Genomic DNA, 20,673 nt, shown 5'->3' on the forward strand with positions numbered 1-20,673 from the left:
ATGACGTCGTTCCAGCCGGTGGCGGTGCCGGGCGAGGCCCCGCCGCCCGACAGCGTCCCGCCCCGCGACTCGCGGCCGGACGCCCCCACCTCCGTGGCGCGCCTGAACCAGACGATCAAGGGCTTCATCGAGCGCTGGGGTTCCGTCTGGGTAGAGGGCGAGATCACCTCCTGGAACGTGCGCGCCGGCGCGGTCTACGCGCGGCTGAAGGACCTGCAGGGCGACTCGCAGATCTCCATCCGGATCTGGTCGAGCGTGCGCGGCCGCATCCCGGCGGACCTCAAGGTCGGCGACCACGTCGTGGCGTGCGTCAAGGCGGACTACTACGCCAAGGGCGGCGACTTCACCTTCCAGGTATCGGCCATGAAGCACGTCGGCCTGGGCGAGCAGCTCGAGCGCCTCGAGCGCCTGCGCGCGCAGCTGCGGGCCGAGGGCCTGTTCGACCCCGCCCGCCGCAAGCCCCTGCCGTTCCTGCCGCACTGCATCGGGCTCATCACGGGCGAGCGCTCGGACGCCGAGAAGGACGTGCACCGCAACGCCGAGCTGCGCTGGCCGCACGTGCGCTTCCGGACCGAGTACGCCGCTGTGCAGGGCGACCGGTGCGTGCCCGAGACGCTCGCGGCGCTGCAGCGGCTGGACGCCGACCCCGAGGTCGACGTCATCATCATCGCCCGCGGCGGCGGCGATCCGCAGACGCTGCTGGGCTTCAGCGACGAGCGGCTGGTGCGCGCGGTCGCCGCGGCGCGCACGCCGATCGTCAGCGCGATCGGCCACGAGAACGATCATCCGCTGCTCGACGACGTCGCCGACCTGCGCGCCTCGACCCCGACGGACGCCGCCAAGCGCGTGGTGCCGGACGTCGGCGAGCAGCGCGCGATCGTGGCGCAGCTGCGCTCCCGCATGACCACGCGCCTGACGCAGCGGATCGCGCACGACATCGCGCAGCTCGAGCAGCTGCGGTCCCGGCCCGTGCTGCGCTCCCCCGAGCACCTCATCCGGACCCGCACGCAGGACGTCTGGCAGCTCGTCACGCGCGGCCGCGAGCTGATCGAGCGCCGCGTCGAGCAGGGACGGCTGCGGACGGCCGAGCTGCGCGCGTCGCTGCGCGCGCTGTCCCCCGCCGCGACCCTGGCCAGGGGCTACGCCATCGCGCACGCCGACGGCGGGGTCATCCTGCGCGACGCGGCCCAGGCGCCCGCCGGCACCCGCATCGTCGTGACGCTCGACCGCGGCTCGCTCGGAGCGACGTCGACCGGCGAGCTGCCCGAGGGCCCGACGACCACGCCGTCCGAGACGTCGGACACCGGAAAGTAGGATGGGATCGTGACCTCCGAGCCCGCACTTCCCGGATCGGCACCGGCGGACGTCGCCACCCTCTCGTTCGAGCAGGCGCGCGACGAGCTCGTGCGCGTGGTCGGCGAGCTCGAGCAGGGCGCGCCGACACTCGAGCAGTCCCTCGCGCTGTGGGAGCGCGGCGAGGCCCTCGCCGCACGCTGCGATGAGTGGCTGCGGGGCGCGAAGCGCCGGCTCGAGGCCGCCCAGGGCGGCGGCGACGCAGAGGACGAGGGCTGATGGCTCGCGAGCCGCGCATCGTCGCCGAGCTCGGACGCCCGGAGACGCCCGAGGAGACGGCCGCCCGCAAGGCCGCGAACTCCAAGGCCTACCGCGAGAGCCAGAACATCCGGAACCTCGTGATCGCCCTCGTGGCGACGCTCGCGATCGTGCTGGTCATCGTGTGGGCCGTGCCGCGCGGCGAGCCGGCTCCCCGCCCGGGCATCGACCCGGCGCCCATCGCGGAGGTCGCCTCCGAGACGTACGGCACCGCGATCGTGCCCCCCGTGCCCGGCGAGGAAGAGGGCTGGCGCGTGAACCAGGCCCAGGTCGAGCCGGGCGCCCCCGCGTCCTGGAACATCGTGTACGTGCCGGGTGACGAGAGCTTCCTGCGCTTCTCGCAGGGCTTCGACGCCGACGCCACCTGGGCCGCGCAGCAGCTGGGCGGCACGGCGCCGGAGGGCGAGGTCGTGATCGCGGGCATCACCTGGCAGACCTACGACGTGAACCCCGACGGCAACGCGAACGTGTCGTACGCGCTCGGCACCCAGGCCGGCGCCGACCACGTGCTGCTGTACGGCTCATCGACCCCCGAGAAGACCGCTGAGGTCGCGGAGCTGATCGCGCCCCAGCTGCTGGAGCTCATGAAGGAGCAGGAATGACGAGCGCCGACGCCACCCGCACAGTGACGCCCGACGAGGCCTGGGCCGAGATGGTCGCGGGCAACGCCCGATTCGTGGCCGGCACCCCCGAGCACCCGCACCAGGACGTGGAGCGCCGCAACGAGATCGCGGCCGCGCAGACCCCCCGCGCCGCGCTGTTCGGCTGCTCGGACTCGCGCCTGTCGGCCGAGATCATCTTCGACATGGGCCTCGGCGACCTCTTCGTCGTGCGCAACGCGGGCCAGGTCGCGGGCGACTCGATCGTCGGCAGCCTCGAGTACGCCGTCGAGGTGCTGAAGGTGCCGCTGATCGTCGTGCTGGGCCACGACGCGTGCGGCGCCGTGCGGGCCGCGATCGAGAGCACCCACGCGGATGCGCCGGTGCTGCCGCCGTCGATCTGGCGCCTGATCGCCCCCATCGTCCCCGCCGTGCGGCGCGTGCTGCGGGCGAGCGCCGACCAGGGCGTCACGCCCGAGACGGTGGACGCCGAGCAGGTCGGCCGCGAGCACCTGCGCGACACCGTGACGGCGCTGCTGCAGCGCTCCGAGCTGATCAGCACGGCGGTCGCCGAGCGCCGCCTCGCGATCGTGGGCGCCAACTACCGTCTGGCCGAGGGCACGGTCGTGCCCGACGTGATCCTGGGCACGTCGAACGACGCCGCGGCCTGAGCCCCACCCCGAACCACCCCCATTGCCGAAGACGCCATCCGAAGGGACGACGAAGTGACCGAGATCGAGTACCGCATCGAGCACGACACGATGGGCGAGGTGCGCGTGCCGGCATCCGCCCTCTACCGCGCGCAGACCCAGCGCGCGGTCGAGAACTTCCCGATCTCGGGCAAGGGCCTGGAGTCGACGCAGATCGCCGCCCTCGCGCGCATCAAGAAGGCCGCCGCGCTCGCGAACAAGGAGCTCGGCACGCTCGACGGCGCGATCGCCGACGCGATCGCCGCCGCGGCCGACGAGGTCGTCACGGGCCAGTACGACGCGCACTTCCCCGTGGACACGTACCAGACCGGCTCCGGCACCTCGTCGAACATGAACATGAACGAGGTCCTCGCGACCCTCGCGACGCAGAAGCTCGGCTCGGACGTGCACCCCAACGACCACGTGAACGCGTCGCAGTCGTCGAACGACGTGTTCCCGACGTCGGTGCACGTGGCCGTCACGCAGGCGCTCATCGAGGACCTCGTCCCGGCGCTCGACCACCTCGCGAAGGCCTTCGAGGAGAAGGCCGAGCTGTGGAAGGACGCCGTCAAGTCCGGCCGCACCCACCTGATGGACGCCACGCCCGTCACGCTCGGCCAGGAGTTCGGCGGCTACGCGCGTCAGATGCGCCTCGGCATCGAGCGCGTCGAGGCCGCCCTGCCCCGCGTCGCCGAGGTGCCCCTGGGCGGCACCGCCGTGGGCACGGGAATCAACACGCCGCTCGGCTTCCCGCAGAAGGTCATCGCGCTGCTCGCCGAGGAGACCGGGCTGCCGATCACCGAGGCCAAGGACCACTTCGAGGCCCAGGCCAACCGCGACGGCCTGGTCGAGGCGTCGGGTGCGCTGCGCACGATCGCGGTCTCGCTGACCAAGATCAACAACGACCTGCGCTGGATGGGCTCGGGCCCCAACACGGGCCTCGCCGAGCTGCGCATCCCCGACCTGCAGCCGGGCTCGTCGATCATGCCGGGCAAGGTCAACCCGGTCGTCCCGGAGGCCGTGCTGATGGTCGCCGCGCGCGTGATCGGCAACGACGCGACCGTGGCGTGGGCCGGCGCGTCGGGCTCGTTCGAGCTCAACGTCGCGATCCCGGTCATGGGCACCGCCCTTCTCGAGTCGATCCGACTGCTGGCCAACGCGTCGCGCGTGCTCGCCGACAAGACGGTCTCGGGCCTCGAGGCCAATCTCGAGCGCGCCAAGGCCTTCGCCGGCATGAGCCCCTCGATCGTGACGCCGCTCAACAAGCTGATCGGCTACGAGGCCGCCGCCAAGATCGCCAAGCACTCGGTCGCCAAGGGGATCACGGTGCGCGAGGCCGTGATCGAGCTCGGCTACGTCGAGCGCGGCGAGCTCACCGAGGAGCAGCTCGACGAGAAGCTCGACCTCCTCTCGATGACCCACCCGGGCTGACGGATCCGCCGTCAGGCGGATCAGTGAGAAGGGCCCGGAGGACATCGTCCTCCGGGCCCTTCCGGTCGTTGAGCGCTCGGTCGCTCAACGAGCAAGGGATGATCAGCAGCAGCGGCTGCCGGGGTTCGCCTCCTGGTCGCGGTAGACGCAGCGCCAGAACTCGCGCTCCGTGAGCGGCGCGCGATCCGGGTGCGCGGCGCGCTCGTGGGCCACGTAGGCGGCGTACTTCGACTCGCCCGTCAGTCCCTTCGCGTACCACGCCAGCGCGCGCCAGGCCCGGCCGAGCGCCCCGAGGGCGCCCGGCCGGGTCGCGACCGCGCTGTCAGTGGCCACGGACCGGCTGCCGTTCGGCGGGAAGCGCGTCCCACTGCTTCTGGATCTCGCGCTCCTCGGGCGTGGCGATCAGGCCGGCGGGCGCGAACCGGTGCGACGGGCGCGCGGGCTCCTCGTTGTCGACGACCTCGGTGCCGCGCAGCGCCTGCACGACGCGGATGATCGACCCCGTGATGACGATGAGCGTCAGCACCAGGAAGACGATCGACAGCGTGCCCTGGATCGCCGTGTTGCGCACGACGGCCGCCATCGCCTCGGGCGTTCCGGCGGTGCCGAACGAGGTCTCCCCGGCGTCGAGCGCCGTGCGGAACGCCACGTGGTTCGCCCAGTAGCCGACGGCCGGGACCGGCGAGAAGATCTTGAACAGCGACGCGGTGACCGTCACGACGGTCACGAAAGCGAGCGGCAGCCCGACGATCCACAGCACCCGGAACGTGCGGCGCTTGGCGACGATCGACATCACGACCGCGAGCGCGATCGCCGCGAGCAGCTGGTTCGCGATGCCGAACAGCGGGAACAGGGTGTTGATGCCGCCGAGCGGGTCGGTGACGCCCATCAGCAGCACGGCGCCCCATCCGCCGACCATGATCGCGGTGCAGATCCACGCGCCCACCCGCCACGAGGTGTCCTTGAAGCGGGGCACGAGGTTGCCGATCGAGTCCTGGAGCATGAACCGCGCCACGCGCGTGCCCGCGTCGACCGCGGTCAGGATGAACAGCGCCTCGAACATGATCGCGAAGTGGTACCAGAACGCGGTCATGGCCGGTCCGCCGATCCACTGCTGCATGATGTGCGCGAGCCCCAGCGCGAGCGTCGGCGCGCCGCCCGTGCGGGAGATCACCGACTCCTCGCCGACCGACTCGGCCGCGCCCGTCAGCACCTCGGGAGTGAGGTTCACGCCCGTCAGGCCGAGGCTGTTGACGAACGCCACGGCGCCCTCGACCGTGCCGCCCGTCGCGGCGGCCGAGGCGTTCATCGCGAAGTACAGGCCGCGGTCGATCGAGATCGCGGCGACGAGCGCCATGATCGCGACGAACGACTCCATGAGCATGCCGCCGTAGCCGATGAAGCGCGTCTGGCGCTCCTTCTCGATCATCTTCGGCGTCGTGCCCGACGAGATCAGCGCGTGGAATCCCGACAGGGCGCCGCACGCGATGGTCACGAACAGGAACGGGAACAGGCTTCCCGGCCACACCGGGCCGGTCTCGCCGCCCGCGAACTCGCTGAAGGCGGGAACCGCGATCTCGGGACGCACGAAGATGATCGCCACGGCCAGCGCGACGATCACGCCGATCTTCATGAACGTGGACAGGTAGTCGCGCGGGGCGAGCAGGATCCACACCGGCAGCACGGCCGCGATGAAGCCGTAGACGATGATGCCCCACGCGATCGTGGTGCGGTCGAGCGTGAAGATCGCCTGGCCCCACTCGGTCTCGGCGACCATGCCGCCCGCGACGATCGCGACCATGAGCAGAGCGAAGCCGATCAGGGAGACCTCGGTGATCTTCCCCGGGCGGATCCAGCGCAGGTATGCGCCCATGAACAGGGCGATCGGGATCGTCAGCGCGACCGAGAACACGCCCCACGGGCTCTCGCCGAGCGCGTTCACCACGACCAGCGCGAGGATCGCCGTGATGATGATCATGATGAGCAGCGTCGCCAGGATGGCGGCCGCGCCGCCGAAGCGCCCGAGCTCGTCCTTGGCCATCTGGCCGAGCGAGCGGCCGCCGCGGCGCATCGAGAAGAACATCACGAGGTAGTCCTGCACGGCGCCGGCGAGCACGACGCCGACGATGATCCAGAGCGTGCCGGGCAGGTAGCCCATCTGCGCCGCGAGCACGGGCCCGACGAGCGGGCCGGCGCCGGCGATGGCCGCGAAGTGGTGTCCGAACAGCACGCGCCGGTCGGTGGCGACGTAGTCCTTGCCGTCCGCCTTGTACTCGGCGGGCGTCGCGCGCCGGTCGTCCGGCCGCACCAGGTGCTTCTCGATGTACTTCGCGTAGAAGCGGTAGAAGATCAGGTAGGTGCAGACCGCGGCGAACACGAACCAGATCGCGTTGACGGTCTCGCCCCGCACGATGGCCAGCATCGTCCAGGCGACGCCGCCGAGCAGCGCGATCGCGGCCCAGATCGCGATCTTGAGCGGGGTCCATCTCGGCTTGTCCTCGGCCGCGACGGGAGGCAGCTCCCGTTCCGGCGCGGTGGTCAGGGTCTCGGACATGAGCGCACGACTCCTTCATCGGTGAACGCAGGACGCCGGAGTCGTCGCCGACCCCGGCGATTCTCACTATAGGAACGCTCCCGGCCACCGGCGCGGCGGGCGCGCCGTGCCCCGACGCCGCGAGGCCGCGCCCCTGCCGGGGTGCGACCTCGCGGGCGATGACGGCTCAGGCGAGCTCGCCGGCCTCCAGGAGGTCGGTCACGAGCGCGGCGATAGCGGAACGCTCCGAGCGTGTGAGGGTCACGTGGCCGAACAGGCCGTGGCCCTTGAGGGTCTCGATCACGCTCGCGATGCCGTCGTGACGTCCCACCCGCAGGTTGTCGCGCTGCGCGACGTCGTGCGTCAGCACCACGCGCGAGTTCTGGCCGATCCGGCTCAGCACGGTGAGCAGCACGTTGCGCTCGAGCGACTGCGCCTCGTCGACGATCACGAAGGCGTCGTGCAGCGACCGGCCGCGGATGTGCGTGAGCGGCAGCACCTCGAGCAGCCCGCGCTGGATGACCTCCTCGAGCACGTTGTTCGAGACGACCGAGCCAAGCGTGTCGAAGACCGCCTGGCCCCACGGGTTCATCTTCTCGGCCTGGTCGCCGGGCAGGTAGCCCAGCTCCTGGCCGCCGACCGCGAACAGCGGGCGGAACACGATGATCTTCTTCTGCTGCTGGCGCTCGAGCACGGCCTCGAGGCCCGCGCAGAGCGCGAGCGCCGACTTTCCGGTTCCGGCCCGGCCGCCGAGCGACACGATGCCGACCTCGGGATCGAGCAGCAGGTCGATCGCGATGCGCTGCTCGGCCGAGCGGCCGTGCAGGCCGAACACGTCGCGGTCGCCCCGCACCAGCCGCAGCTCGCCCTCCCCCGTGACGCGCCCCAGCGCCGAGCCCCGCTCGGAGTGGATCACCAGGCCCGTGTTCACCGGGATGCCGCGGACGTCGTCGTGCGAGGCGACCTCCGTCTCGTACAGGTCCGCCATCTCGTCGCCCGACAGATCGAGCGACGCGATCCCGGTCCATCCGGAGTCGACGGCCTGCTCGGCCAGGTACTCCTCGGCCGACAGTCCCAGAGACGCGGCCTTGACGCGCATCGGCAGGTCCTTCGAGATGACCGTGACGTCGTTTCCGTCCTGCGCGAGGTGCATCGCGACCGTCAGGATGCGGCTGTCGTTGTCGCCGAGCCGGATGCCGCTCGGCAGCACGGTGGCGTCGGTGTTGTTGAGCTCGACGCGGAGCGTGCCGCCCTCGCCCACGGGGACCGGGAAGTCCAGCCGGCCGTGCTCGATGCGCAGCTCGTCGAGGTGGCGCAGCGCCTGCCGCGCGAAGTAGCCGAGCTCCGGGTCGTGGCGCTTGCCCTCGAGCTCGCCGATCACCACGACCGGGATCACGACCGAGTGCTCGGCGAAGCGGAAGAACGCCCGCGGATCGCTCAGCAGCACCGAGGTGTCGAGCACGTACGTGCGCAGTGCCTGCTCCGACGACGCGTCGTCAGGTGCGGCCTCTCGCGCGGTGCTGCCGCGACGGCTGGCCTGCTGAGTTGTGCTGATGGTCACGCCCCACTCCCGACCCCGGGACCTTGCCCGGCTTCACTCGAGTCGACCTAGGGGCCACGAGTCGCGAACCTGAATGGCCGACCCGACCGGGCACCTTGCCCGATGCGGACAACGTACGACCATCCGCGCATTCCGCGCGACGAATTACAGGCGTGTCGTTCGTAACAGGTGCGTGAACTTTCCGCGGCGGCCCGACACGCGCCGGATCAGCCCCGTGCGACGGCCGCGCACGCCTCGTCGAGCAGGCCGAGCGTCTCGTCGTCGGTGCCGACGTGCGGCGCGATCCGCACCGTCCCCGATCGCGTGGTCGCCGTGACGCCGCGGTTGGCCAGCTCGGCGCCCAGGGCCGCGACGCTCGCGGGCGCGAGCGCGACGATGCCGGCACGGCGCTCCGGCTCGAGCGGCGTGTCGATCGGGATGCCGTGCCGCTGCGCGATCTCGATCACGCGATCCACGCGCTCCGTCAGCGCCGCCTCGATCTCGGCGACGCCGGCGTCCGCGACCTGCCCCACGGCGACGGCCAGGCGGGCCGCGGCCAGCACGTCGGCGCCCGAGATCGTGTAGGCCTGGGCGGTGGCGGCCGGCGGCGGCACGGCGTCGGGCGTCATGCCGCCCTCCGCACCCCCGAATCCCGACAGCACCGGAGCGATGGACGCTCGCGCACGCGCGCTGAACCACGCGAAGCCCGTCCCCCGGCCGGCGCGCAGCCACTTGTACCCGTTGCCGCACACGACGTCCGCCGCGGACCAGTCGGCGTCGATCACGCCGAATCCCTGCACGGCATCCACGATCAGAAGCCGGTCGGGCCCGATCGCCTCGCGCAGGCCCGCGAGGTCGGCGCGGTAGCCGGTGCGGAAGTCGACGAGGCTCACGGCGAGCGCGACGGTGTCCGCGTCGAGCGCCTCGGCGACGGCTTCGGGCGTGACCCAGCCGCCCTCGGGCGCCAGCCACTGCGGGCGCACCCGCCCGAACGCGTCGGCCGCGCGTGTGAGCGCCGTCGGGATCGTCGGGAACTCCGCGGGCGAGGCGAGCACACCGCCCGACAGCCCGTAGACCGCGTGCATGACGCCGTACGTCGTGGAGGGCTGCAGGGTGACCTCGTCGATCGCCGCGCCCAGCACGCCCGCGACGGCGCCGCGGGCCTCGTCGATGCGCTCGTGCACGTGCGCGATGCTGCTGGCCCGGCCCGTGCCCAGCATCTCCAGATCGGCGACGACCTCGTCGCGCACCTGGGGCGACAGCGGCCCGAAGGACGCCCAGTTCAGGTAGCCGGGCTCCCCCGGGAACGACGACCGGAAATCCGCGATGGTGCTCACCCGCCCATTCTGGCAGGGGCGCGCGGGACGGGGCCGGGTGGCGCTCAGCCGCCGAAGCGGCGCTCGCGGGTCGCGTAGTCGCGGATCGCGCGCAGGAAGTCGACCTCGCGCAGGTCGGGCCCGAGGGCCTCGACGAAGTAGAACTCGCTGTGCGCGCTCTGCCAGACGAGGAAGTCGCTCAGCCGCTGCTCGCCGCTCGTGCGGATCACGAGATCCGGATCCGGCTGCCCGCCGGTGTACAGGTGCTCACCGATCGCCTCGGGCGTGAGGTTCTCCGCGAGCTCCTCGAGCGTGCCGCCGCGCTCGCCGTGGGCGGCGATGATGCGGCGGACGGCGTCGACGATCTCGTGGCGGCCGCCGTACCCCACCGCGAGGTTGACGTGCAGCCCGCCGTGGTCGCGCGTGCGCTCCTCGGCGTCGCGGAGCGCGGCGGCGAGGCTCTCCGGGAGCAGATCGGCACGGCCGACGTGCTGCACGCGCCAGTCGCCGCATTCGGCGAGCTCGGCCGCCAGGTCGGCGATGATCTCGATCAGGTCGGCCAGCTCGCGCTCGTCGCGCTTGCGCAGGTTGTCGTTCGACAGCAGGTAGAGCGAGACGACCTTGATGCCGAGCTCGTCGCACCAGCCGAGGAACTCGATCATCTTCGCGGCGCCCGCGCGGTGCCCGTGTGCGGCGGTCTCGTAGCCCAGCTGGCGGGCCCAGCGGCGGTTGCCGTCGATGACCATCGCGACGTGATGCGGCACCCGCGAGGAGTCGATCTGATGACGCAGGCGCGAGCTGTACAGCCGGTACAGCGGGCCGCGGCCCTCGATCGATCGCGTCCTTCGCACGTGCCTACGCTACTCCGGCCCGCCCGCGTGCCGCGCACGGCATGCCACGCCGCGTACGCTCGGAGCATGACGCAGGCGCACGACGACGACCCGACCTCCGAAGACGGCGTGCCGCAGCTGCCCCTGCTGGATGCGGCGGATCGGGATGCCTCCGTGGAGGTCAAGCCCACCTGGCGCGGCTGGATCCATGCCGGCACGTTCCCGATCGCGATCGTGGCGGGGATCGTGCTGATCCTGCTCGCCGAGGGAGCCACGGCGAAATGGGCGTCCGCGGTGTTCATGGCGTCTTCGCTGCTGCTGTTCGGCAACTCGGCGGTGTATCACCGCTTCGACTGGAAGCCGGCCGTCAAGGCCGTGCTGCGCCGCGTGGACCACGCGAACATCCTGCTGCTGATCGCCGGCACGTACACGCCGATCGCGGTGCTGGCGCTCCCGCCCGAGAAGGGCACGCTGCTGCTCGTGCTCGTCTGGAGTGGGGCCCTCCTCGGCATCCTGTTCCGCGTGTTCTGGCTCGGCGCTCCGCGCTGGCTGTACGTCGCCCTCTACCTGCTGCTCGGCTGGGCGGCGGTGATGTACCTCGTCGACCTGTTCCAGGCCAACCCCGCCATGATGGTGCTCGTCATCGCCGGCGGCCTGCTCTACTCGGCCGGCGCCGCGGTCTACGCCATGAAGCGGCCCAACCCGTGGCCCGGCCACTTCGGCTTCCACGAGATCTTCCACGTGTGCACGGTGCTCGCCTTCCTGTGCCACTGGACCGGCGCCCTGCTCATCGCGCTGGATCCCCTGCCCCACGCCCTGTGACGCCGCGCCCGCCTCACGGCACGGTCGCGCTCGGTTATCCGTCTTCCGCGTCGCGGCGCGCTTCGCGCTCGCGGGCGGCGGCCTCCTCGGCGTCGAGCGCCTCGTTGGCCTCCTCGCGGTATCGTGCGCGGCGCACGCGCCGCAGCATGTCGAGCACCAGCAGGGTGACCAGGACCACCAGGATGACGATCACGGCGAAGCCCATCGGCCCGGGGCTGACCAGCATGGGGTCGACCGTGGGCGTGGGGGTGGGCATGGTGCCGAGGGCCTGCATCGGGTGGCTCCTGTTCTAGCCTGGTGGGACCAGCCTAACTTTCCCCGAGGACGCGCATGACCACGCAGGCCGAGCTCGACGACCGCTACGGGCGGACGGCCGACCCCGCGCGCCGGCGGATGCTGTGGGGCACCGTGATCGCCGTCGCGGCCGCGGGCATCGGGTGGCTCGGCTGGACCGCCGTGTCCACCTCCCTCGACGCCGTGTCCGTCGACGGTCTCGGGTACGAGGTTCTCGACGAGCACAGCGTCCGGGTGTCGTTCCAGCTCACCGCGCCGCCGGGACGCGACGTCGCGTGCGCGGTCCAGGCGCTCGACCAGGAGTTCGGCGTCGTCGGCTGGAAGATCGTCCGGTACGAGGGCGACGGTGGCCACGCGATGTCCCGCACGGAGACCGTCCCGACGGTCGCCGAGGCGACGACCGGTTTGGTCGAAACCTGCTGGGTCACGTAGTCTTTCCGGACTGACTCGCGACGCCCCGGCCGAACGCCGGGGCGTCTTGCACTATCCCCGCCCGATCGAAGGAGTCCATCGTGTCCAATGACGCACAGGTCACTTTCCTCACGCAGGAGGCCTACGACCGACTCGCCGCCGAGCTCGAGCAGCTCTCGACCACCGGCCGCGAGGAGATCGCCAAGCGCATCGAGATCGCCCGCGAGGAGGGCGACCTCAAGGAGAACGGCGGCTACCACGCCGCCAAGGACGAGCAGGGCAAGATCGAGATGCGCATCCGCACGCTGCAGGCGCTGCTCAAGGAGGCCGTCGTCGGCGAGGCGCCCGAGTCGGACGGCACCGTGCAGTCGGGCACCGTCGTGACCGCGCTCGTGCTGGGCGACGAGGAGCGCTTCCTGCTCGGCAGCCGCGAGATCGCGGGCGGCACCGACCTCGACGTGTACAGCGAGCAGAGCCCCCTCGGCGCGGCCATCCTCGGCCTCAAGGAGGGCGACAAGACCTCCTACACGGCCCCCAACGGCAAGGAAATCCCGGTCGAGATCGTCAAGGTCGAGACCTTCACCGGCTGAGGGACGCCTTCTAGTCGGGCAGCACCTCGGGCTCGTAGCCCGCGTCGCGGAGGATCTGGAGCGTCAGCTCACGGTGCTCCTGGCCGCGGGTCTCGACCGAGATCTGCAGCGCCACCTGGCTGATCTGCAGGCCCTGCCCGTGGCGGGTGTGCAGCACCTCGACCACGTTGGCGCCCGCCTCGGCGATCAGCTCCGACACGCGCGCGAGCTGTCCGGGGCGGTCGGGCAGCGGGATCTTCACCGTCATGTAGCGCCCGGATGCCGCCAGGCCGTGAGCGACAACTCGCTGCAGCAGCAGCGGGTCGATGTTGCCGCCCGACAGCACGGCGACCGTCGGCCCCGTGGCCTTCACCTTGCCCGCGAGGATCGCCGCGACGCCGACCGCGCCCGCCGGCTCCACGACCACCTTGGCGCGCTCGAGCAGCACGAGCAGCGCCCGCGCGATGTCGTCGTCGCTGACCGTGACGACCTCGTCGACCAGCTCGCGGATGATCTCGAACGGCACGTCGCCGGGGCGTGAGACGAGAATGCCGTCGGCGATCGTCGGCTGCGTCTCGACGGACACGGGCCGGCCGGCGGCGAGCGACGGCGGGAACGGCGCGGCGTTCTCGGCCTGCACGCCGATGATGCGCACCTCGCGGCCCTCGGCGGCCGCCCGGGCCTTCGCCGCGGCCGCGACGCCCGCGATCAGGCCGCCGCCGCCGATCCCGAGGATGATCGTGGAGACGTCGGGGGCGTCGTCCATGATCTCGAGCCCGAGCGTGCCCTGGCCGATCACGACGTCGCGGTGGTCGTACGGGTGGATGAGCACCGCGCCCGTGCGCTCGGCGTGCTCCGCCGCGCGCTTGAGGCCCTCCATCACGGTGGCGCCCTCGAGCACGACCTCGGCCCCGTACCCGCGCGTCGCCATGAGCTTGGGCACCGGCACGCCGAGCGGCATGTAGATCGTGGCCGGGATGCCGAGCTGCTGGGCCGCGAGGGCCACGCCCTGCGCGTGGTTTCCCGCCGACGCCGCCACGACGCCGCGCGCCCGCTCCTCCGGCGTCAGCTGCGCGAGCCGGTAGGTGGCGCCGCGCACCTTGAACGACCCGGTGCGCTGGAGGTTCTCGAGCTTCAGCCGCACCGGGGCGCCCAGCACCTCGGACAGGTGCAGCGAGTACTCGAGCGGCGTGTGCTCGACCACGTCGGCCAGGCTGCGCGCCGCCGCCTCGAACTCCTCGAGCGTCGGGATGGCGGGCGCGGCGGCGGTCGGCTCGGCGGGCTGCTGGGGGTCGAGGGTCGTCACGTGTGCGTTCCGTTCGTGGGGGCGGGGCCGCCGGGCTCGGCGTCCCCGGCGCGGGCGGTTCCGGTGCGGTCGTGCCCGTCGCCCTTGGCGGGTCCGATGGTCTTGGGGACGGTCTCCCAGATCAGGTCGCCGTGCAGCGGCTCGCCCGTGCGCCACGACCCCGAGGACAGCGTCACGGCGACCACGTTGACGAACGCGGCGAGCGGGACGGCGAACAGGGCGCCGGGGATGCCGGCGATCATGGATCCGCCCGCGACGACCATGACGACCGCGAGCGGGTGGACCTTCACGGCCGAGCCCATCAGGATCGGCTGGAGCACGTGGCTCTCGATCTGCTGCACAGCCAGCACGACCGCGAGCATCGCGAGCGCGATCCAGATGCCGTGATAGACCAGCGCGATGAACACCGCGACCGCTCCCGTCACGATCGCGCCGACGAGCGGCACGAAGGATCCCAGGAACACCATCACGGCGATCGGGATCGCCATCGGCAGGCCGAGGAAGAACGCGCCGAGGCCGATGCCGACCGCGTCGATCGTCGCGACGAGCATCTGCGTGCGCGCGTAGTTGATCACCGTGCGCCAGCCGTTGCGCGCTGCGGAGTCGACCGCGGCGCGCGCCTCGCGCGGGAACAGCTGGACGGTCCAGCGCCAGATGCCGCCGCCGTCGGCGAGGATGCAGATCAGGGCGAACAGGGTCAGCAGGATGCCCGCGCCCAGGTGGCCGACCGTGGATCCCACGGCGAGCGCGCCGCTCCACAGCGTGCCGGCCTGCTCCTGGAGCAGATCCACGCCCTGCGCGAGGTACGCGTCGATCTCGGCCTCGGAGATGCCGATCCCGACCAGGAAGCCGCGCAGCTGGTCGATCGCCTCGAAAGCACGCCCGCGCACCGAGGGCATCTCGCGCGACACCTGCCACACGACGAGCCACACCAGGCCGGTGACGATCGCGATGGTCCCGATCATGGTGAGCGCGATGGCGGCCCAGCGCGGGACGCGGTGACGCAGCAGCCAGGAAAGCGCCGGCCAGACGAGGGCCGTGACGAGGATCGCGACGAGCAGCGGGATGACCAGGAGCTTGAACTGGATGACGAGCCAGAACAGCACCCCGGCGGCGGCCGCGATCACGAGGAAGCGCCACGCGTAGGCGGTCGCGATGCGCAGGCCGAGCGGCACGGCGTCGGGCGCGGAGGCCGCCGGGCGCGCCGTCGGACGGACGCGCGACGACTCGGCCGGGCGCGTCCGGAAGACGTCCCAGAACCCGCCGCGGGGCTTGTCGTCGCTCATCTGCGTCAGTCTAAAGCCGGGGCCTCTGCGGGCTCGGCATATATGTCAGCCGCTGCGCCCGCCCGCGATGTCGGAGCCCGCCGCTAGCGTGGCGCGCGTGAAGCAGCAGCTGTCCCTGGCCGAGGCCCGCCGCACCGCCCTCGCGGCGCAGGGCTTCGCTCGGCCTCGCCCGCAGTCCCCCACGGCGCGTCACCTCGGAGGCGCGATCGCCCGCATGGGGACGCTGCAGATCGACTCCGTGAACGTGTTCGCCCGCTCGCACTACGTGCCGCTGTTCTCGCGGCTCGGCCGTTACGACACCGCCCGCCTCGACCGGCTGGTGCTGCGGCACGGGGCGAATGGCCGGCCGCGCGCGACGGGCGCCTACTTCGAGTACCTCGGCCACGAGGCGACGTTCCTCCCGGTCGAGGACTGGCCGCTGTGGCGGTTCCGGATGGACGCCATGCGCGCCAAGTACGGCGGCCCGGGCAGCTGGTACGCCGAGAACGCCGCGACGGTCGAGTGGGTGCGCGCCGAGCTGGCTTCGCGCGGGCCGCTGCGGCCCGCGCAGATCGAATCGGACGCGCACCGCGGCGCGCGCGGGCCCTGGTGGGACTGGGATGTCGTCAAGCGCGCGCTCGAGATGATGTGGCGCTTCGGCGAGGTCGCGATCGCCGGACGAAGGGGCTTCGAGCGCCGGTACGGGCTCACGGAGCAGGTCATCCCGGCGGCGCTCCTCGACGTCGAGGTGAGCAGTGAGGATGCGATCCGCGAGCTCATGCGCCGGGCCGCACGCGCGTCCGGCGTCGCGACGGCGTCCGACCTGGCCGACTACTACCGCATCCGCGATCGCCGCGCCGTGCTGGCGGCGGTGCACGAGCTGGTCGACGCGGGCGAGCTCGCGCCGGTCGCGGTCGAGGGGTGGAACCGGGGCTCCTCTCCCCTGCCCGCGTGGGCGCACCGCGACGCGACGCTGCCACGCCGGATCACCGCCGCGACGGTGCTGACGCCGTTCGATCCCGTGGTGTGGTTCCGGGAGCGGGCCGAGCGGCTGTTCGACTTCGACTACCGGATCGAGATCTACACGCCGGCGGACCGGCGCCGCTACGGGTACTACTCGCTGCCGGTGCTCGTGGATGACCGCATCGTCGGCCGCGTGGATCTGAAGGCCGACCGCCCCGCGTCGACCCTGCGGGTGCAGTCCGCGTGGTGGGAGGCCGGCGTGCCCGCGGCGACCGCGGAGCGGGTCGCGACGGCGCTCCGTGAGGCGGCCGCCTGGCAGGGTCTGGAGCGGATCTCGATCTCGACGTGGGGCGACGCGACCGCCGACCTCGCATTCGTGATGCCGGATGCCGCCCGGCACGAGCGCCCCTCGGTCGAGCCGTCTGCCCCCGAGCCGGTCCCGGCGGAGGGGGTCGAGCCGGCGCTCGACCCCGCTTGATCAGCGACGCGCGAAGTCCGGGGCATGCTCCGGACGGACGCCCACGCCGACCACGCGCGCGGGGACGGCGCTGAGCACGGGGGCCAGCCGCAGCAGACGCGCGACGGTGCGGGGCACCAGCGGCACCGTGCGACGCGCGAACGCCCGACGCAGACCGAGGTGCACGATGCGCTGCGCCGTCTGCGTGATGATCGTCGCCGGCGCGCGCCGGCGCTGCACGGCCGTCACGACGCGGTCGCTCATCCGACCCTGCAGCAGCGGCTCGGCGACGAGGGCGGCGGCGGCCACGCCGTCCTGCACCGCCAGGTTCACGCCCACGCCGCCGACGGGCGACATGGCGTGCGCGGCGTCCCCGATGCACAGCAGGCCGCGCGTCCACCACCGTCGCGCGCGGTTCAGCCGTACGTCCAGCAGGTGGACGTCGTCGAAGCCGACATCCTCGAGCGCGGCCGCGAGCTCCGGGACGGCCGCGGCGACCTCCGCGCGGAAGGCGCCGATCCCCGCGGCGCGCAGCTCGGGCTCGGAGCCCTTCGGGATCAGCATCGCCGCCTGCACGTAGTCGCCGCGCGGGATCAGGATGAACAGGCGCCCGCCCGCGCCGCGCGGCAGCAGGCTCCGCCCGACGTCGACGGGCGCGCCGTCCGCGTCGCGCGCGGCGATCCGGAACCACAGCACATCGAACGGCACGGGGAACTCGCGCATCCGGAGCCCCGCGAGACGGCGCACGCGCGAGCCGCGTCCGTCCGCCCCGATCGTGAGCGGCGCGAGCAGCTCCTCGGTCTCCCCCGTCGCGTGGTCCCGGCAGCGGACGCCGACGACGGCGCCGTCGCGGCGGACGAGCTCGACCACCTCGGTGCGCATGCGCAGGTGGAAGCGCGGCTCCTGCCGGCCCGCGTCGGCCAGCAGATCGAGGAAGTCCCACTGCGGCGCCATGGCGATGAATGGATGCGGGTGGCGCAGGCGCCCGAAGTCCGCGAGCGTTGCGACCGTGCCGTCCGCCGCGGGCACGCGCACGCCGTCGAGGCGCGAGAACGGGATCCTCGCGAACTCGTCCGCGAGGCCCAGCTCGTCGAGCAGCAGCTGGGTCGACGGGTGGATGGTGTCCCCGCGGAAGTCGCGGAGGAAGTCGGCGTGCTTCTCGAGCACCGTGGTGTCCACGCCGGCGCGGGCGAGGAGCAGCCCCGCGATCATGCCGGCCGGGCCTCCGCCGACCACGATGCAGCGGGCCGTGCCCGGGGCTCGTTCGCTCATGCCCTCACGATCCCGCAGGCGCGCCGGATCCGCCACCGCCGGGTGCGACGGCGCCCGTCAGCCGAGGAAGAGGGCGCGCAGCCGCTTGGTCGTGAACACCAGCCCGAAGGCGATCATCACGACGTAGTAGAGGACGTGCCACAGCAGGCCGGCGCTGAGCACGCCGGTCGTGAGTCCGCGGACCAGCTCCACGCCGTGCCACAGCGGCAGCGCCATCACGATCTGCTGCACCCACTCCGGGTACACCGCGATCGGGTAGAACGTGGCCGAGAACAGGAACATCGGAAGCAGGGCGAAGTTGATCCAGTCCATGTGCTGGAACGTCTTCATGTAGCTCGTGACGGCCATGCCGAGGCTCGCGAACCCGAACGCGATCAGCAGCACCGCCGGCAGCGCCAGGATCGCGGTCCACGACAGGTTCAGCCCCGCGAGCTGCATGATCGCCATGAAGCCGGTCGCGTAGAGCAGGCCGCGCAGCAGCGCGTAGAGGATCTCGCCGAGAGCGACGTCCAGCGGGCCCAGCGACGTGGACAGCATGCCCTCGTAGAGCTTGCCGTAGTTGAGCTTGAAGAAGACGTTCCAGGTGGAGTCGTAGATGGCCCCGTTCATGGCCGAGACGGCGAGCAGCGCGGGGGCGATGAACGCGGCGTAGCTCACCTCGACCCCCTGGGAGGTCTGGACGTCGCCGACGAGGGCGCCCAGACCGATGCCCATGGAGGCCAGGTAGAAGACCGGCTCGAAGAACCCGGAGAGGACGACGATCCAGCTCGACGACCGGGCCGCGACGAGTCCGCGCTCGACGACGGACCAGGGATTGCCCGCCCACAGGGCGCGCACTCCCCCGCGGCGCGTGGTGTCCTCGACGTCTGCCACCGCGGTCATCGGGCGAGCCTCCGGACGAACACGCGACGGCCCCAGACGTACCCCGCCACGCACAGGGCGACCAGGTACGTCACGTGCACCGCGATCATCCCGGGCGCGATCCCGGCCCCGTACGTCGCCGCTCGTCCGAGCTCGGAGCCGTGCCACAGGGGCGAGATCCAGCCGATCCACTGCAGCCACACGGGCAGTGTGTCGAGCGGGTAGAACGTGCCCGAGAACAGGAACATCGGCATGAACACGAAGCGCTGCACGAGCGCGAACTGGCCCTTGTCGTCCTGCAGCGACCCCGCATAGGCCATGAGCGGGATGCCGAACGCGAGCCCGGCGAGCAGGCCGGCGGGGATGGCCAGCCACCCCGTTCCCGGCTGGGGCACGGACCCGAACAGCCACACGAACAGGTAGTACGCGGCGACCGCGACCGCCATCCGCGCGGCCGCACCCGCGATCACACCGTGCGTGATCTGCGGGCTCGACAGGGCGGAGGCGTTGAAGCCGTAGAAGTACCGCCGCCACTTGAACCCCGCCATGACCGGGTAGGTCATCTCCTCGGACGCGACCGCGATCGCGGCCGTGACCAGAAGGGCGGGCGCAACGAACACCAGGTAGGGCACCTCGGTGCCGTGGTCGACGACGGGAACCCGGATGAGCGCGGCGAGCCCGAGCGCGAGACCCAGCAGGTACATGATCGGCTGCCCGACCGCGCCGACCACGATCGTCCATCCGTACGCCCGCATGGCGCGCACCATGTGCTCGGTGACGTACCAGCTGCCCCGGCGTCGCGGGCGGCGGCCCCACTCCAGGGCCTCGGCGCGCAGCTCGTCGAGAGTCGGCTGCGCCGTGCGCGTGGCGCTCATTCGATCAGCGACCTTCCCGTCAGCCGCAGGAACACGTCCTCGAGGCTGGAGCGGCGCACGAGGCTCGTGATGGGCTGCAGACGCGCCGCGGTGACGCGCTCGAGCACGGCCTCGCCGTCGTGCGCGTAGATCAGGATGCGGTCGGGCAGCACCTCGAGGCGATCGCCGATGCCCTGCAGCTGCGCGGCGACCTGCTCGTTGCGCTCGGAGCCGAAGCGCACCTCGAGGACCTCCCGGCTGGAGTGCTCGCGGATGAGCGATGCGGGCGTGCCCTCGGCCATGATGCGGCCGTGGTCGACCACGATCAGGCGGTCGCAGAGCTGCTCGGCCTCGTCCATGTAGTGCGTGGTCAGCACGAGCGTCGTGCCGCGCTCCTTCAGCCGGAACAGCCGATCCCACAGCACGTGCCTCGCCTGCGGATCGAGGCCCGTGGTCGGCTCGTCGAGCAGCAGGATGCGCGGGTCGTTGATGAGCCCGCGGGCGATCGTGAGCCGGCGTTTCATGCCGCCCGACAGCTGATCGACCTTGCTCTTGGCCTTGTCCGACAGCTGCGCGAAAGCGAGCAGCTCGTCGGCCTTCTCGTGGCACACGCGGCTGGGCAGCCCGAAGTAGCGCCCGTAGATGTAGAGGTTCTCGCGCGCGTTGAGCTCGCCGTCGAGGTTGTCCTGCTGCGGCACGACCCCCAGCCGGGAGCGGATCTCGGGCCCGTAGCGGTCGGGATCCAGGCCGAGAATGGACAGCTCGCCCGCGGTGCGTGCCGAGACCGCGCCGATCATCTTCATGGTGGTCGACTTGCCGGCGCCGTTCGGGCCCAGCAGGCCGAACGACTCCCCCGGAGCCACCTCGAAGCTCAGCCCGTCGACCGCCACGAAGTCCGGCTTGCCCTTGACCTTGTACGTCTTGACGAGGCTCTGCGCGGAGATCACCGGTTCGGACACCGGACAACCATATCCGCGGCCTCCGACAATGGGCAGACCCCGTTCGATCGTTGAGCGGAGCGAGCGCCAGCGAGCGGAGTCGAAACACAGG

21 protein-coding genes are annotated in these 20,673 nt (G+C 72.0%); 9 read left to right on the plus strand and 12 right to left on the minus strand.

Features of this window, described 5'->3' with window-relative positions; translation table 11 throughout:
- Genes xseA through B5M43_RS02145 form a run of 5 tightly spaced genes read left to right on the plus strand, consistent with a single transcriptional unit; the run spans window position 1 to window position 4,330 of the window.
- Window positions 1-1,314: an exodeoxyribonuclease VII large subunit gene (gene xseA, locus B5M43_RS02125; RefSeq protein ID WP_055989843.1), complete on the plus strand. Its 1,314-nt coding sequence runs from the start codon at window positions 1-3 to the stop codon at window positions 1,312-1,314.
- A 9-nt stretch (window positions 1,315-1,323) separates the two neighbouring features.
- The gene (locus B5M43_RS02130) at window positions 1,324-1,572 is read left to right on the plus strand and encodes an exodeoxyribonuclease VII small subunit (protein WP_055989846.1); all 249 of its coding nucleotides are present in this window, start codon (window positions 1,324-1,326) and stop codon (window positions 1,570-1,572) included.
- Window positions 1,572-2,213, plus strand: coding sequence for a DUF4245 family protein (locus B5M43_RS02135; RefSeq protein ID WP_134745334.1), 642 nt, complete (start codon window positions 1,572-1,574; stop codon window positions 2,211-2,213). Before B5M43_RS02130 ends, B5M43_RS02135 begins: the two co-directional genes overlap by 1 nt.
- A complete protein-coding gene (locus tag B5M43_RS02140) occupies window positions 2,210-2,881 on the plus strand; it encodes a carbonic anhydrase (protein WP_134745333.1) in 672 nt (223 codons plus the stop codon). Before B5M43_RS02135 ends, B5M43_RS02140 begins: the two co-directional genes overlap by 4 nt.
- Window positions 2,882-2,935: 54 nt before the next feature.
- On the plus strand, window positions 2,936-4,330 hold the full coding sequence (locus B5M43_RS02145; RefSeq protein WP_055989855.1) for an aspartate ammonia-lyase: 1,395 nt from the start codon (window positions 2,936-2,938) through the stop codon (window positions 4,328-4,330).
- Between the two features lie 102 nt (window positions 4,331-4,432).
- On the opposite strand, the gene B5M43_RS02150 is transcribed toward B5M43_RS02145, so the two are convergent.
- The 5 genes from B5M43_RS02150 to B5M43_RS02170 form a co-directional block, all read right to left on the minus strand.
- Entirely contained in the window at window positions 4,433-4,663 is a 231-nt protein-coding gene (locus B5M43_RS02150; RefSeq protein ID WP_055989858.1) for a YbdD/YjiX family protein, read from the minus strand.
- Entirely contained in the window at window positions 4,653-6,884 is a 2,232-nt protein-coding gene (locus B5M43_RS02155; RefSeq protein ID WP_055989861.1) for a carbon starvation CstA family protein, read from the minus strand. Before B5M43_RS02155 ends, B5M43_RS02150 begins: the two co-directional genes overlap by 11 nt.
- Before the next feature lie 166 nt (window positions 6,885-7,050).
- Window positions 7,051-8,337: a PhoH family protein gene (locus tag B5M43_RS02160; protein WP_230667555.1), complete on the minus strand. Its 1,287-nt coding sequence runs from the start codon at window positions 8,335-8,337 to the stop codon at window positions 7,051-7,053.
- A gap of 293 nt (window positions 8,338-8,630) precedes the next feature.
- Window positions 8,631-9,740, minus strand: a complete 1,110-nt coding sequence (locus B5M43_RS02165; RefSeq protein WP_205829458.1) for an aminotransferase class V-fold PLP-dependent enzyme — start codon at window positions 9,738-9,740, stop codon at window positions 8,631-8,633.
- Window positions 9,741-9,784: 44 nt separating this feature from the next.
- On the minus strand, window positions 9,785-10,570 hold the full coding sequence (locus B5M43_RS02170) for an isoprenyl transferase (protein WP_055989870.1): 786 nt from the start codon (window positions 10,568-10,570) through the stop codon (window positions 9,785-9,787).
- 66 nt (window positions 10,571-10,636) lie between these two features.
- Between B5M43_RS02170 and B5M43_RS02175 the strand changes: the two genes are divergently transcribed.
- Window positions 10,637-11,371: a hemolysin III family protein gene (locus tag B5M43_RS02175; protein ID WP_134745332.1), complete on the plus strand. Its 735-nt coding sequence runs from the start codon at window positions 10,637-10,639 to the stop codon at window positions 11,369-11,371.
- A gap of 34 nt (window positions 11,372-11,405) precedes the next feature.
- Here B5M43_RS02175 and B5M43_RS02180 read toward each other — a convergent pair whose 3' ends face one another.
- Entirely contained in the window at window positions 11,406-11,645 is a 240-nt protein-coding gene (locus B5M43_RS02180) for a hypothetical protein (RefSeq protein ID WP_134745331.1), read from the minus strand.
- A gap of 56 nt (window positions 11,646-11,701) precedes the next feature.
- On the opposite strand from B5M43_RS02180, the gene B5M43_RS02185 reads away from it, so the two are divergent.
- Both B5M43_RS02185 and greA read left to right on the plus strand, forming a co-directional pair.
- Window positions 11,702-12,097, plus strand: coding sequence for a DUF4307 domain-containing protein (locus B5M43_RS02185; protein WP_055989879.1), 396 nt, complete (start codon window positions 11,702-11,704; stop codon window positions 12,095-12,097).
- Window positions 12,098-12,177: 80 nt separating this feature from the next.
- Complete coding sequence (gene greA, locus B5M43_RS02190) at window positions 12,178-12,666, plus strand: transcription elongation factor GreA (RefSeq protein WP_055989882.1); 489 nt, start codon at window positions 12,178-12,180, stop codon at window positions 12,664-12,666.
- Between the two features lie 10 nt (window positions 12,667-12,676).
- Here the strand turns inward: greA and ilvA are convergent, their stop codons facing one another.
- Together ilvA and B5M43_RS02200 are read right to left on the minus strand one after the other, a co-directional pair.
- Window positions 12,677-13,951: a threonine ammonia-lyase gene (gene ilvA, locus B5M43_RS02195; RefSeq protein ID WP_134745330.1), complete on the minus strand. Its 1,275-nt coding sequence runs from the start codon at window positions 13,949-13,951 to the stop codon at window positions 12,677-12,679.
- Window positions 13,948-15,237 carry an AI-2E family transporter gene (locus B5M43_RS02200; protein WP_134745329.1) on the minus strand — a complete coding sequence of 430 codons (1,290 nt, stop codon included), beginning with the start codon at window positions 15,235-15,237 and terminating at the stop codon, window positions 13,948-13,950. Before B5M43_RS02200 ends, ilvA begins: the two co-directional genes overlap by 4 nt.
- 97 nt (window positions 15,238-15,334) lie before the next feature.
- Here B5M43_RS02200 and B5M43_RS02205 point away from each other — a divergent pair, with 97 nt between their 5' ends.
- A complete protein-coding gene (locus B5M43_RS02205; RefSeq protein WP_134745328.1) occupies window positions 15,335-16,657 on the plus strand; it encodes a winged helix-turn-helix domain-containing protein in 1,323 nt (440 codons plus the stop codon).
- Here B5M43_RS02205 and B5M43_RS02210 read toward each other — a convergent pair whose 3' ends face one another.
- From B5M43_RS02210 to B5M43_RS02225, 4 genes are read right to left on the minus strand one after another with little or no spacing between them, the layout of a single operon-like run.
- Entirely contained in the window at window positions 16,658-17,908 is a 1,251-nt protein-coding gene (locus tag B5M43_RS02210; RefSeq protein WP_134745327.1) for an FAD-dependent oxidoreductase, read from the minus strand. It abuts the gene before it with no gap.
- 57 nt (window positions 17,909-17,965) lie between these two features.
- The gene (locus tag B5M43_RS02215; protein WP_134745326.1) at window positions 17,966-18,790 is read right to left on the minus strand and encodes an ABC transporter permease; all 825 of its coding nucleotides are present in this window, start codon (window positions 18,788-18,790) and stop codon (window positions 17,966-17,968) included.
- Complete coding sequence (locus tag B5M43_RS02220) at window positions 18,787-19,644, minus strand: ABC transporter permease (RefSeq protein WP_134745325.1); 858 nt, start codon at window positions 19,642-19,644, stop codon at window positions 18,787-18,789. Before B5M43_RS02220 ends, B5M43_RS02215 begins: the two co-directional genes overlap by 4 nt.
- Window positions 19,641-20,582: an ABC transporter ATP-binding protein gene (locus B5M43_RS02225; protein WP_134745324.1), complete on the minus strand. Its 942-nt coding sequence runs from the start codon at window positions 20,580-20,582 to the stop codon at window positions 19,641-19,643. Before B5M43_RS02225 ends, B5M43_RS02220 begins: the two co-directional genes overlap by 4 nt.
- Window positions 20,583-20,673 lie beyond the last annotated feature (91 nt).

Source organism: Microbacterium sp. MEC084 (assembly GCF_004514465.2).
Lineage (GTDB): Bacteria > Actinomycetota > Actinomycetes > Actinomycetales > Microbacteriaceae > Microbacterium.